General features: G+C 32.4%; 8 protein-coding genes. 4 read left to right on the forward strand and 4 right to left on the reverse strand.

The genetic code is table 11. From position 1 onward, the window contains the following. Positions 1-25 precede the first annotated feature (25 nt). Together ACH5TX_RS06275 and ACH5TX_RS06280 are read right to left on the reverse strand one after the other, a co-directional pair. Positions 26-169: a hypothetical protein gene (locus ACH5TX_RS06275; RefSeq protein ID WP_439335491.1), complete on the reverse strand. Its 144-nt coding sequence runs from the start codon at positions 167-169 to the stop codon at positions 26-28. 57 nt (positions 170-226) lie between these two features. Further along, positions 227-811, reverse strand: a complete 585-nt coding sequence (locus ACH5TX_RS06280) for an RNA polymerase sigma factor (protein WP_439338678.1) — start codon at positions 809-811, stop codon at positions 227-229. Positions 812-1,047: 236 nt separating this feature from the next. On the opposite strand from ACH5TX_RS06280, the gene uvrA reads away from it, so the two are divergent. Further along, positions 1,048-3,843, forward strand: a complete 2,796-nt coding sequence (gene uvrA, locus ACH5TX_RS06285; protein WP_439338679.1) for an excinuclease ABC subunit UvrA — start codon at positions 1,048-1,050, stop codon at positions 3,841-3,843. Between the two features lie 429 nt (positions 3,844-4,272). Next, a complete protein-coding gene (locus ACH5TX_RS06290; RefSeq protein WP_439338680.1) occupies positions 4,273-7,527 on the forward strand; it encodes a hypothetical protein in 3,255 nt (1,084 codons plus the stop codon). A 77-nt stretch (positions 7,528-7,604) separates the two neighbouring features. Here the strand turns inward: ACH5TX_RS06290 and ACH5TX_RS06295 are convergent, their stop codons facing one another. Further along, a complete protein-coding gene (locus ACH5TX_RS06295; RefSeq protein WP_439338681.1) occupies positions 7,605-8,705 on the reverse strand; it encodes a DUF3667 domain-containing protein in 1,101 nt (366 codons plus the stop codon). Positions 8,706-8,871: 166 nt separating this feature from the next. Between ACH5TX_RS06295 and ACH5TX_RS06300 the strand changes: the two genes are divergently transcribed. Continuing rightward, positions 8,872-9,558: a hypothetical protein gene (locus tag ACH5TX_RS06300; RefSeq protein WP_439338682.1), complete on the forward strand. Its 687-nt coding sequence runs from the start codon at positions 8,872-8,874 to the stop codon at positions 9,556-9,558. Between the two features lie 228 nt (positions 9,559-9,786). Here the strand turns inward: ACH5TX_RS06300 and ACH5TX_RS06305 are convergent, their stop codons facing one another. Next, on the reverse strand, positions 9,787-11,733 hold the full coding sequence (locus ACH5TX_RS06305; RefSeq protein ID WP_439338683.1) for a S9 family peptidase: 1,947 nt from the start codon (positions 11,731-11,733) through the stop codon (positions 9,787-9,789). A 316-nt stretch (positions 11,734-12,049) separates the two neighbouring features. On the opposite strand from ACH5TX_RS06305, the gene ACH5TX_RS06310 reads away from it, so the two are divergent. Next, positions 12,050-13,288 carry a hypothetical protein gene (locus ACH5TX_RS06310; RefSeq protein WP_439338684.1) on the forward strand — a complete coding sequence of 413 codons (1,239 nt, stop codon included), beginning with the start codon at positions 12,050-12,052 and terminating at the stop codon, positions 13,286-13,288. Positions 13,289-13,313 lie beyond the last annotated feature (25 nt).

Below are 13,313 nucleotides of genomic sequence, written 5' to 3' on the forward strand. Positions count from 1 at the left end.
TAATTAATTGTTAGGACTTTCATACTTAATTTAGAAGTGCTTCAAACTTCAATTTATTATAACTTATAACACTTAAAGCCTTAGAGTAATTTAGAAGAAATTTAACCGTTTCTTCTTTCGGTTTTAGATCGTTAATTTCAATAGATTTTTCAGAGTAAAGTTTTGCCATTTTTATATTTTAAAAATTAATTCAAAATAAAAACGCAATAACTTTTACTTTATTGTATTAATTAGTTAAAACAATATTATGCTTATCAATTATCTTTCTTAAATTAATTAACGCATAACGCATACGTCCCAGTGCAGTATTGATACTTACACCTGTTCTATCTGAAATTTCTTTAAAACTCATATCATTATAAATACGCATTAACAAAACTTCTCGCTGATCTTCAGGCAGCTCATCTACTAAGCGTCTTACATCGCTTTCAACTTGTTCTTTAATAATTGTTTTTTCAGCATTTAAGCTTGTATCACTTAAAATAGAAAATATATTAAAATCGCCAGTATTATCAAATTTTGGCATTCTGTTGTTTTTTCTAAAAAAGTCGATAACTAAATTATGAGAAATACGCATAACCCACGGTAAAAACTTACCTTCTTCATTATAAGAGCCTCGTTTTAAAGTTCGAATAACTTTAATAAACGTATCCTGAAAAATATCTTCAGCAACATCTTTATCGTATACTTTTGAATAAATAAAACTGTAAATTTTTTGTTTGTGTCTAACAATAAGCGTCTCTAAAGCGCTTTCATCACCTTTAATATAACTACTAACTAGAGTAGCATCTGAAATAAGTTCTTGCTTCATAATAATTACTTTTATTGCATAGAAGAAGGGCTTCTTTGCTTGGGGTTACATAGTTTAAAAGTAATATTATGCTATAGGCGAGAGTTTTAACTGTTTATTAATAGCTTCAAATATAACAACAATCATTCCTAAAAAACAAAATTTAGTGACTTTTTTTACATTTTTATTCGATAAAATGCATTTTTTAAGCTGATTTACTTGTAGTATCTTTGCTTAATTATTCCTTTTAAAAGTCTATGAACACTACTATTTCTGAAGATAACCCGAAAGAAAACATAATTATTAAAGGCGCAAAACTGCACAATTTAAAAAATATTGATGTTGTTATTCCAAGAAATAAATTAGTAGTTATTACAGGACTTTCAGGATCTGGAAAGTCTAGTTTAGCTTTCGACACCTTGTATGCCGAAGGACAAAGACGCTATGTTGAAAGCTTATCTAGTTATGCGCGTCAATTTTTAGGACGCCTTAATAAACCAAAAGTAGATTATATAAAAGGCATCGCTCCTGCTATAGCTATTGAACAAAAAGTAAACTCGACTAATCCGAGATCTACTGTTGGAACGACTACCGAAATTTATGATTATTTAAAACTCCTATTCGCTAGAATTGGAAAAACCTATTCGCCTGTTTCCGGTAATGAGGTAAAAAAAGATACTGTTACTGATGTTTTAGAGTATTTAAAAACATTTCCCGAAAGAGAAAAACTCCTCCTACTCGCTCCTATTCATTTAGAAGAAGGACGAGACATAGAAGACAAACTAAAAGCTTTAAACCAACAAGGATACGCAAGAATTAAAGTAAATGATAGTATTGTTAGAATTGATGAAGCAAAAAATATAAACGAAGACGACGACATACTATTAGTAGTAGATAGAATTATCACAAAAAATGAGGATGACTTCTTTAATCGTTTAGCAGACGCCATACAAACTGCATTTTTTGAAGGTAAAGGTGAATGTTTTATTGAAACACTTACAGATAATAAACAACGTCATTTTAGTAATAAATTTGAACTAGATGGCATTACATTTTTAGAGCCCAATGTACACCTTTTCAGTTTTAACAACCCTTATGGAGCTTGCCCTAAATGCGAAGGTTATGGTGATATTATCGGTATTGATGACGATTTAGTTATTCCAAACACCGGATTATCCGTTTATGAAAACGCCATTTTTCCTTGGCGAGGAGAAAGCATGAGTTGGTACAAAGATCAGCTAGTTAATAATTCTCATAAATTTGATTTCCCAATTCACAAACCTTATTTTAAATTAAGTAAGGAGCAAAAACAACTTATTTGGGACGGAAACGAATATTTTGAAGGCTTAAATTCCTTTTTTGCCGAATTAGAGTCTAAAGCATATAAAATACAAAACCGTGTCATGTTATCGCGTTACCGCGGAAAAACAACATGTAAAGTATGTAACGGCAAACGATTACGAGAAGAAGCTAATTATGTAACAATTGCTGGTTCAACAATTACCGATTTAGTTGAAATGCCTTTAGATAAACTTACAAGCTTCTTTCAGCAATTAGAATTAAACGATTACGATACTCAAATAGCAAACAGATTATTAAAAGAAATAAACAACCGACTTGCTTTTCTTGCAAATGTTGGTCTTGATTATTTAACGCTTAACAGACGATCTAATACATTATCTGGAGGCGAAAGTCAACGTATAAACTTAGCAACCTCATTAGGCAGTAGTCTTGTTGGGTCTATGTATATTTTAGACGAACCTAGCATTGGTCTTCACCCAAAAGACACCGAACGCCTCATTCTTGTTTTAAAACAATTACGCGATTTAGGAAACACCGTTATTGTTGTAGAACATGATGAAGATATAATGAAAGCTGCCGATACCATTATTGATATTGGCCCAGAAGCAGGAACACTTGGCGGCCATGTAGTAGCTAACGGAACCTTTGCTAACATTATGGCTTCAAACTCATTAACAGCTCAGTATTTAAACGAAACTTTAAAGATTGAAACCCCTAAAACACGCCGAGAATCCAAATATTTCATAGACATAAAAGGGGCTCGCGAGAATAATTTAAAGAATATTGATGCCCGTTTCCCTCTAGGAATGCTCACCGTTGTAACAGGTGTTTCTGGTAGTGGAAAAAGCACACTTGTTAAAAAAATTCTATTCCCTGTTTTACAAAAAAAACTAACAGACTTTGGAGATAAACCAGGACAATTCACTGCATTAGAAGGGAATTACAGCAACATTAAGCAAATTGAATTTGTAGATCAAAATCCTATCGGGCGGTCTTCAAGATCTAACCCCGTTACATATATTAAAGCCTATGATGATATTCGAGCTTTGTTTTCAAAACAAAAGCTGAGTACCATTAGAAACTACCAAGCGAAACATTTTTCATTTAACGTAGATGGCGGACGTTGTGAAACTTGCAAAGGTGAAGGTGAAGTAACTATTGAAATGCAATTCATGGCAGATGTACATTTAGAATGTGAGACTTGCAAAGGAAAACGCTTTAAAAAAGAAGTACTAGAAGTTGTGTTTGCTGGCAAAAACATAGATGCCATCTTAAATTTAACCATTGATGATGCTATCACCTTTTTTGAAACAACAGAACAAACTAAAATTAAAAACAAACTACAACCCTTACAAGATGTTGGTTTAGGCTATGTAACTTTAGGACAAAGCTCATCTACACTTTCTGGAGGCGAAGCGCAACGTATTAAATTGGCCTCTTTTTTAGGCAAAGGAAGCAATAAAGCAAAAGCACTTTTCATTTTTGACGAACCAACTACTGGTTTGCATTTTCATGACATCCAAAAATTATTAAAATCGTTTAATGCTTTAATTGAAAACGGTCATTCTATTATTGTTGTAGAACACAATATAGAACTTATTAAATGTGCTGACCACATTATTGATTTAGGCCCCAAAGGCGGAGAAACAGGTGGCAATATTGTTGCGACTGGAACCCCTGAAGAGATTATTAATATTAAAGCTTCTGAAATTGGTAAATATTTAAAGGAAAAACTTAAACAAACAACTTAATACTTTCGTATTACATAAACATGGTTTGTTTTTTATTAAAAACCCACTACAAACAATTGTAAAACAATAAATTAGAATATCACAACAAACAATAATGTATAATTGTTTTTGTATATTTAAGAACTATTCTTCTATATTAAGAAAGAAATTTAAAAATACATTCTTATATTTTTTACTAAAATTAAGATAAGCCCCCCTCTCTTCTACGGCGTTCATCAGCCTTCTTTTGCTACTTTTTGTCTGATTTTAATATAAAATAACATAATTTTTTTACTGATTTTTTTTACAAATAAATAACTAATAAATATTTATAAAATTGTTCGTCGACCAAAAATAACATCAAATATTTATTAAATTATCAATATTAGTACACTAATTAGAAGATATTACCAATTATTAATTAAAATTTTAACTAAACTTAATTACATTATGAAAAAACAAATTACGCTTTTATTCACACTGCTCTTCGCATTGACTTCAAGTCTTGTGATAGCTCAGCAAGATGTTCTATACCTGATTCAGGATGGAACAAACGACTCAGACTACGAAAACAATGGAGGTTCTTATCCAGGTCAAGATAGAATTATAAAAATGCTTGAATCAGATGCTAACTTTACTGTTTCATGGGTTAAAATATCTCAAGCTTTTGAAGTAACCGAAATGGGAACTCAAGCAGCAGGATCTAACTCTGTTCTTTCTCCTGTTAATTTCACAGACTTTGAATTAGTTATTGTTTCTGAAAACTTAGCGTCTTCAAACACTATTTTTAAGATAGGAAACCCATTACATCCAGACCAATTGACTGTTCCTGTTATCTACGCTAAAGGATATGCCTTTAGAGGAAGCTCTTCAGCATTAGCTACATCTTCTAGTGTTGTTGTAAGAACTCAAGAATTATCTATGACTGTAGAAGATGCTACTAGCCCATTATTTAATGGTATTACAGTTTCTAACGGTAGTTCAATTAACTTTTTCAGAACTACTGCTGACGACAAAGGGAATGTAGGACCTTATTCTATTGACACTGTAGCTGATCTTGAAATTTCAGATGCTAATACCTTATTAGCTTCTGTACCACAAATTACAAATGCAGCAACAGGACTTGGAATTAATTATTTTCCTACTGGTACACAAATTGGAACAACAGCAGATGGTACATTTGCTAAAGATGCTATAGCTTTACCTTTTACTTGGGGAGCTATGGTAAAAAAGGATGGTGGAAATATTACTTCTGAGTTTTTAACAGTTTGGAGAAATGCTGCTTACATGTTAACAGGACAAACACCTCCGTCTACTCTATATGTTAATCCAGTATTTAATGATTATGAAATACTAACTGAAACAACTAGATACGACTTTACAGATGGCTCAATCATTCCAAATCCTTCTGACGGTTATGTAATTCAAGGATCTACTGAAGCAGCTAATGCACCTCAAACTGACAGATTAAAAAGTGAAGATGGAAGATTAGATTATAGACATGCTCCAGGTGACAACTACCATAGTAATACTTATGGACTAGATATGAAAGTAGGTTCTAGAGTTAATATAAAACCTTTAGGAACATCAGTTGTTAAAGTGCCTTTATCTGAATATTCATCTTTAGACTTCCAAGTAAAAATGCCAAACAACAACAGCAAGTCTTGGATAAAAGTAAACGGTGTAGCTACTTCTGCCCCATCAAAAACAACTTACGATCAAATTATTGATGCTTCAGCAACTACTGGAAATGATTTAAACGAATTTATCACAATAGAATTTTTCGCTACCGTTGGTAACTCGCAAAATTTAGAGTTCTGGGCAGATAACACTGTTGGTACAGGTTCTGATATCTACTTACCATATATTGACGTAACTTACCAAGTATTACAAAGAAAACCAACAAAAGTTCTTTATGTAAATCAAGCAGGTGTTGGTCAAGGCGCAGAAGCTTCTGCTCCTGGAGCTGACCCAATTATCAATATGCTAATAGCTGATACTAACTTTGATGTTACATATTTAGAAACTCCTGCAGATGGAAGTGCTATTAATCTAACTGGTTATGATTTAGTAATTGCACAAGAAACTATTAGTTCTGGAGCTGCATTATTCCAACCAGGTGGAGTACTTGGTATAAAAGATGTTACAATTCCTATTATATACAATAAATCTTGGGCTTTTAGAAATGGTAAAGCTGTTACTGATGCTGATGCAGCTGTTACCGGTACACAAAATCTTTTTGTTACTGTAGCTCCAGCTAATCAAAGCAACCCTATCTTTAGCGGTATAGACTTTACAGGTGGTAATGATATAAGAATCTTTAAATCTGCTACTGCTGGAGATGATGGTTCTGTTGGTGGTGGCACTAAAGCCATTGATGTCTTAAATGATTTAGACATTTCAAATCCAGCTGGAGGCTCATTAGCCACAGTTCCTGAAGTTACAGATGCCTCAAAAGCTTTTGTTATCAACCACATACCTGCTGGAACACAACTTGGTGAAGCAGCAACAGATGTACTTAATGTTGATGCTATAGCATTGTCATTTAGTTACGGTGCAACAATATTAAAAGATGGCGAAAACATAAGTCCAGAAGCATTAACTATATGGAGAAATGCTGCTTATATGCTTTCAAATAGAAGAACACCAAATACATTAATTGAAAATGAAGATTTTTATATCCCTAAAAAAGTACTTTATTTAAACAAAGCAGGTTTAACAGCTGGTGCTGGAGCTTCTGCTCTTGGAGCAGATCCTGTTATAAGCATGTTAATTGCTGACAGAAACTTTGATGTGACTTACCACGAAGCTTTAGCTGACGGTAGTGATGTACCTGCTCTTTCTGGATTCGATTTAGTAATTGCACAAGAAACTTTTGGTTCTGGCGACGGTATATTTAAACCAGGTAGCGCTCTTGGTGTAAGAGATGTAACTATTCCTGTTATCTACAACAAAACATGGGCGTTTAGAAACGGTAAAGCTATTACAGATGCTGATGCAGCTGTTACAGCTACTCAAAACACTTCAGTAACTGTTGTAAATCCAAATAATCCATTATTTAGTGGAATTGATTTAAGTGGAGGTAATGATATCAGAATTTTTGCTTCTGCTACTGCAAACGACGATGGTAGTACTGGAGGAACAAAAGGTATTGATGTATTAAATGGTATAGATCTTTCAAGTGCCGGTGCTGGAACTGCTGTTACCGTTCCTGAAGTAACTGATGCCTCTAAAGCTTTTGTAATAAATTATATTCCTGCTAATACTCAAATAGGAGAAGACGCATTAGATGTAATTCAAGTAAATGCATTTGCTTTCTCTTTTAACTACGGAGCAATGGTTATGGGAGACGGAGCAAACATTAGCCCTGAAGCATTAACTATGTGGAGAAACGCTGCTTACTGGCTTACATATGGCATACCTGAAATTCCAACTACATTAGTTGAAAATAATGCCTTTACTTTATCTATTGATAAAGCTGGAGAAGTCTCTAAAGTATCATCTAAAGTTAAAGCTATAGGAAACAGAGTTTATTTATCTAATGTTAAATCTTCTACAGAATTAAACATATATAGTATTTCTGGAGCTTTAGTTAAAACATTAAAAACTAATGAAGATACTGATTTTGAATTCAGATCTGGTCTTTGGATTGCTACAGTGAAAACTTTTGAAGGTGAAAAAGCCGTTAAATTTATTACTAAGTAATTTATATTTAAACAAAAAGTAAATATTGAAAAGGGTGCGTATTTTACGCACCCTTTTTTGTTATTATATGAATAAAATTAATAAGATAAAAAAGCAAAAGCACCCAAGATAAAAACGGTTAAAGGCGCTACAAAAGACAAAAACAAAAACGAAATAATACCGCCTTTAATAAAGCTTTTAAAAATTCCTTGTTGATAAAAACGCTGCAACGCTATTAGCAGATAAGCAAAGCTTGAAATTGCAATTAATAAATCAATCCAATTTGGGATGTCTAGAATAAAATTGACACCAATTATAATACTAAAAACAACAAATAAAAATGAAAAATAATAAAAACTAAATACTAAATGATGCGCATAAACACCTTGCTTTCTGTAAAACAATTTTAATAACATAGCAAAAATTGGCAGTAAAAAGAACATCGCAATTGGTACGGTATCATAAAAAACTTGTAATATACTTCCACCCTGTCTTGATTTATAAAACTTTAAAGCTTGAGTATACATACGCTTACTAAACCAATTAGCATTTTCACGCAATCCCATCGCTTTATAAAGCACATCATCTGAAGCATCTAGAGCAATTAATGAGTCTAGTTTTTTTTGATTAAAATCGAAAGAAACAATACCATTCTTTTCATAATCACCAGCTTTCACTAATGAATCTATTTTTGCTTCAGACATACCTGTTAAAAACTTATTATCATTTAAAGACTTCCTTAATTCACTTCTAGCAATAGAATCTTCTTTCTGTTCTTTAAATAAAGCAACAGCTTGTAAAGAATCTCTAACATCTGTATTACTTATAGCATCCAAAACCTTTGCTTTAGGTAAGCTTTTTGCCAGTTGCTTATCTAAACTCTGCACTTGATCGCGTTGAATAAAAGAAAACAAAAAGAAAAACACCACCGTAATAAACAAATACATTTGCGCTGGATGTAAATACAACAAACGCTTCCCTTCTATAAATTTAGAAGCTAAATACCCTGGTTTGAATAACAAAGGAATAAAACTCTTAAAAAAACGCGCATCAAACGAAAAGTAATTACTTATTGTATTATAAAACAAAACTCCAAGTGTTAGGGTGTCATTTACTTTTTGTCCGCAATGCGGGCAAAACTTAAACTTCTTTTTAAATTTCTGCTCACAATTTTTACAAGTCTCTAATATTTTTGGCATAAAATTAATTGGTTTTTATAAAAATACTAAAAAAGAAGCAAGCATCGCACACTTATAAAATACTCATAATTAACTATTTAAGTTTTTGGCACGCAAATTGAAAACTAAACTACAACAGCGTAAGCCGAAAAGCTAAAGAGTAGGCGAAATTATAAATCCTATGATTATGAAGAGAACAGTACTTTTATTTGCAGGTTTGTTAGTAGGATTAACAACTGCATCAGCAAAAACACTTACAACCAATAACAACGGAAACAATTTAAATAAAACAAAACACTACCGCTATGCAGAACCTATAACCTTTGTAGAGCGCGGTGTAGAATTTTTAATATTTCCTGATGGTAGTTTCGATTTTAATACAAACATTAACTATAACAAGTATAATGACACCCGCTATTACAAATCGAACTCTAAAAGAAACAAAGTAAACACAAGGTACAACAACCGTAATGCACGTTTTAAATATACTTCTAATTACAACAAAGGAATAAATATAGTAAGAGATAGAAGTGGAAAAGTAAGACGTATTGGAAACGTATTTTTAAACTACGACCGTTATGGCAAAATTACACGTGCAGGTAACGTTTTTATGAATTATAACCGTGGTAGAAATAATACTTTAATCCAAGTTGGTGGTTTACACGTTAACTACAACCGATGGGGAGGAATTATTAATATGCGCGGGCACGTTAACCGTTTTAACGCAGATTGCAATACAAGCTATTCTTATAATAAAAAGAATAGACACCAAAACAACAATTGGAATAACAATGATTATTATAAACATGATGATAACTATTACTACTTTAAACAAAGTGGTAAAGTGAAGAAACAAAAGAAAAACAAAAGATAATTTTTTGAATTAGTTATTTAGTGAGAGAAGAAAACCTCAAAGCATTTAAACTTTGAGGTTTTTTACATGTTGTTCGTTTAACGTTTGGTATATGAAACTTAGCATACAAATGGACGTTAACTTTTCGGATTACACCCAAGCCAAGCCTCTCGAACCTATATTATCTATAAATTATACACGTCTTAAACTTGTATCTACACCGAAATATTATAACTAAATCGATTATTATTATTTTACACTTTCAATTTCAGGACTATCTATTACACCATCAATTGATGCATTTTCCTTTTTAAGATGTTTATCTAAAAACTTAAGAATTCTACTATACGATTCAATTTGGTTTTCTTTTTTCACAAAACCATGACCTTCATCTTCGAACAATACATATTCTACTGGAACACCATTTTTTCTAACACCAGCGACAATTTCATCCGATTCTACTTGTAGAACTCTAGGGTCTTTAGCGCCTTGTAATACAATTAAAGGCTTCGTAACTTTATCGGTGTGAAATAATGGTGAAATACGCTTTAAACGAATTGAATCTGCAGAGAAAGGATCACCAAGCTCTAGGTAGAGTGATTCTCTAAAAGATTCCCAATAAGGTGGAATACTTTTTAAGGTACGTATCCAATTGGTTACACCAAATAGATTTACACCTACATCAAATTCTTCAGGTGTATAGGTTAAGGCTGCCATAGTCATATAACCACCATAAGAACCACCTATGATGCCTATTTTTTCGGCATCAATTTCAGATTGCGTTGCTAGCCAATTTTTACCTTCTACACAATCTTGTAAATCTTTTTCTCCATGGTTTAAATCATCCATTTGATAGAATGTCTTTCCATAACCACTGCTCCCACGATTATTGACTGCTAAAACCGCATAACCATGATTAACCATATACTGAATTAAAGAACGAAACCCTTGACGTGTTTGTCCTCCAGGACCACCATGAACCCAAACCATTGCAGGGACTTTGTTTTCTGCAGACGCTTGCTTAGGTAGGTAATAAATTGCTGGTATAACTGTGCCGTCAAATGATTTATAGCGCACTACTTTAGCCTTGACTAAATCGTCAGCATTAATCTCATCATTAAGTACATCTGTGAGTTTGTGTTGTTCTTTGGTTTCTAAATTATACGTGTATAAATCAGAAGGCAAATTGGATCCCCCAACATACATACGCATCCATTTTTCATCATCACTAAATCTTACACTCGTAATACTTTTATCGCCAAAATCAGGTAAATCAATAGTTTTCATGGTTTCAGTATTTAAAACATCAATGGCATTTTTACCATCATCATTAACATAAATTAACAAATACGTTCCTTTCGATGTAAAACCAGCACCTGAAATATCCCACGATTTCTCCAATACCTTTTTCTTCTCTTGAGTCTCTAAATTATAAGACATCAGATAAGCAAATTCCGAACCATCATCGGTAGTGTAATAAAATATTGTATTGTCTTTAGAAAAATCTTCTGCAGAATTACTACTCTGATTTTTATTAATTTTAGTCGTTTCTTTTGTAGTGACATTGTAAAGAAACAGATCACTATCATTAGTGTTTAACGATTTACTTAAAGCAAAATAATTCTCGTCATTTGACATCCCTGAAAAACTGAGTCCAGTATCATCTTGATATATCATTTCCGAAGTATAATCATCGATCGACATTTTGTAAGTATCAAAATAACTTGGGTTTCTTTTATTGGATCCAAAGTATAAGTACTTATCATCTTCAGACCATCCATAGAAATAAGCTTTAGCACCTTTTTCAGGAGTGATATCTTTTATGGTTCCGTCAAGTTCTCTAACAAAAAGATGATCAATTTCATCGCCATTCCCATCGGCATTTAAAATCATTCGATTGTCATTTGGAAAATAAGATTGTGCTGTAACAGATGTGCTATCAGATTCTGTTATTGTAGTCATTTCACCTCCTTTCGTAGGAATAGTGTAGACGTTATAGATTCCAGAGCGATTACTAGAAACGAGCAAACTACTGTTATCTGACGAAAAACTTCCTCCGCGTACTGCTTCGTTATCCATAAATTGTTCAATAGTATATTGCTTGACTTCGCGATCAACCATTGCTTTATTTGTTTTGTCTTCTTTACAAGAAAACATGAGTACTAATAAACATAATCCTAAAAATTTTGTTTTCATAATAATAGTTTTTGATTTTCACTTAAAAGTACGCTATTTAAAATTAAGGTCAGATTTATATTTTTTTTATAAAGCACTGAATATAATGACTTAATACAAAATCACTTTAATGTTTTATATCTAATACTACTGAAACAAGTTCAGCACGAACAAACGAAGTTTGACAATTTTTCTCACAAACACAAACAAGTCTATTTCAAATTTCAAAAACTTACCAACTTTATGTTTGCTGATTTTCAACAACTTAATCCTTGTGTTCTTTTTTTGGCACGCTGTTTGTAATTAACAAACTGTAGAACATTTAAAACATTCAATTATGAAAAAGATACTATTTATAATAACAGCTATATTCTTTACAGGATTTACTGTTACCGCAGCAGCTAACACCTCAGAAAACACATCAACTATTTACAATAGAGGTTATGGTAACTCTTTCATTTTTGTAGAAGATGGTATTGAGTTCTCGGTTTTTCGTGATGGTCAATTCGATTTTAATATTTTAAGAGGCAATTCTCGTTTCAACGTTTCAATTGGTTCTCCAAACGTAAATATCAGTTTTAATTCTGGGCATGATTATAATGCTTATGTACAGTACGATGAGTTTGGTGCCATTATTCAAATAGAAAACACACCTATTTACTATGACTATTACGGACGTGTAGATCAAGTTGGTAATGTAAATATAAACTACAACAGCTATGGTTATATAAATCGTGTTGGCGGGTTATATGTACATTATAATAGATACAATGCTTTTACTCACTGTTCTGGATTCATTAATATTTTTAATAGAGGTTATGTTTACAGACCATGGCACAGGTATTACAGTGTACCATCTTACAACCACTGTGTAGTTTACAATAGACCTTACAGACAGTATTACACACCTGTACGTTACACTTACAACAGACCGTTTTATAACAACTACAGACCTAGAACATCTGTAGCTACAAGACGCGGAAACACTATATACAGAAACAGAAAATACGCTACAGTAAATAGAAGCAACAGAAATGTAACTAAAATAAATAGAAATGCTAATTCTAGACGAACCGTTGCACACAACAATACGAGTAGAAATAATAAAACGCAAACAAATAGTAACAGAGAAACTACAAGACGTTATAATAATTCTACAGCAAACAATAGTACTAGAAAAAGCAACAATACCGCTAATAGAACAGTTAACAGAAGAATAAACACAACAACACCTTCTAGAAAAAACACACAAGTAATTACTAAAAGAACTAGAGAAACGGTTAATAGAACAACAAGACCTAATACAAATAGTACTAGTACAAGAACGGTAACGCGAACTAGAAATAATACGATTACTCAAAAACCAAAAAGCTCTAATACGCGTACATATAATAAGAGTAATAACAATAATACTAGAAACACACAACGTGTAGCTACTAGAACAGTACAAAACAAACCAAGAACAACACAACGTACTGTAACAAGATCTACACAAAGTAGACCTAAAGCAACACAAAGCAGAAGTAGTAATTCTAGAAACAATACAAGATCGACAACAACACGCAGACGATCATAATAACTTTGGTTGGTTAGTTAAGAAA

The organism is Thalassobellus citreus (assembly GCF_044385915.1).
In the GTDB taxonomy this organism is placed as follows: domain Bacteria; phylum Bacteroidota; class Bacteroidia; order Flavobacteriales; family Flavobacteriaceae; genus Thalassobellus; species Thalassobellus citreus.

What these genes read in the sequence shown, in the direction of transcription:
- ACH5TX_RS06275 (WP_439335491.1), bottom strand. Translation starts at nt 169, where the DNA reads ATGGCAAAACTTTACTCTGAAAAATCTATTGAAATTAACGATCTAAAA.
- ACH5TX_RS06280 (WP_439338678.1), bottom strand. Translation starts at nt 811, where the DNA reads ATGAAGCAAGAACTTATTTCAGATGCTACTCTAGTTAGTAGTTATATT.
- uvrA (WP_439338679.1), top strand. Translation starts at nt 1,048, where the DNA reads ATGAACACTACTATTTCTGAAGATAACCCGAAAGAAAACATAATTATT.
- ACH5TX_RS06290 (WP_439338680.1), top strand. Translation starts at nt 4,273, where the DNA reads ATGAAAAAACAAATTACGCTTTTATTCACACTGCTCTTCGCATTGACT.
- ACH5TX_RS06295 (WP_439338681.1), bottom strand. Translation starts at nt 8,705, where the DNA reads ATGCCAAAAATATTAGAGACTTGTAAAAATTGTGAGCAGAAATTTAAA.
- ACH5TX_RS06300 (WP_439338682.1), top strand. Translation starts at nt 8,872, where the DNA reads ATGAAGAGAACAGTACTTTTATTTGCAGGTTTGTTAGTAGGATTAACA.
- ACH5TX_RS06305 (WP_439338683.1), bottom strand. Translation starts at nt 11,733, where the DNA reads ATGAAAACAAAATTTTTAGGATTATGTTTATTAGTACTCATGTTTTCT.
- ACH5TX_RS06310 (WP_439338684.1), top strand. Translation starts at nt 12,050, where the DNA reads ATGAAAAAGATACTATTTATAATAACAGCTATATTCTTTACAGGATTT.